Origin of the sequence: Capnocytophaga sp. oral taxon 326 str. F0382 (assembly GCF_000318295.1) — a bacterium.
GTDB lineage: Bacteria > Bacteroidota > Bacteroidia > Flavobacteriales > Flavobacteriaceae > Capnocytophaga > Capnocytophaga periodontitidis.
This window is the reverse complement of the sequence record NZ_KB291431.1, coordinates 1-667: the sequence shown is the minus strand read 5'-3', so window position 1 is coordinate 667 and position 667 is coordinate 1. Positions and strand designations below refer to the sequence as shown.

General features: G+C 24.3%; 2 pseudogenes. Both read left to right on the top strand.

Annotated features, from left to right (window positions below):
* A pseudogene (locus tag HMPREF9073_RS15985) lies at positions 1 to 190 on the top strand (hypothetical protein); the annotation flags it as partial.
* Between the two features lie 3 nt (positions 191 to 193).
* Positions 194 to 667, top strand: a pseudogene (locus HMPREF9073_RS09365) (hypothetical protein); the annotation flags it as partial.

Genomic DNA, 667 nt, shown 5'->3' with positions numbered 1-667 from the left:
TGAGGTAAAACAAGCTTTTAAAGAATTGTTTAAAAACAAAAAAGATGAGCTCTTTGAGATTATTTTGAAAAACAATACTTTGAAAAATAACTTATTAGGTGAAGGTTTAACTAAAAGTGAAGCTAAAAATGTTTTTGGAGACCTAATAAATTCAACAGATTCTGTTTTGTACAATTTTATAAAATTCTAATTTATGTATTCTCTAATTGAAATAAAAGAAAATATAAATAAAGTAATTCCTTTTAAAGAAGGAATAATTTATAGTTTGTTAAACGACAATTTGTTATATGACAATACACTCTTAATGAAAGGAATAGATGGTACTAGCATTTATAAGATTTCAGATGCTCTAATTCAAGTTTTTGATGAAGAGAAGGGGTGCTATTATATTGATGAAAATTTTAATATTATTAAAAGTAACTATTTTCTTATAGCAAATGAGAATTCTAAATATTTAATAGCTTGGGCTAATGCTGTAAAAATATCAAGAGGAGTATATAACAGAAGTATTTGTCTTTTAGAAAATGATTTAGTCAATGTAAAGGAGATAATTCTTGAAGAAAACTATCAGTATTTAAAAACTTATACAAATGATGTACTTATTACATCAAGTAAAGATGTAATATTGGGTTATCATATTTTTCCTACCAACTTGCTTTGGGAGTTT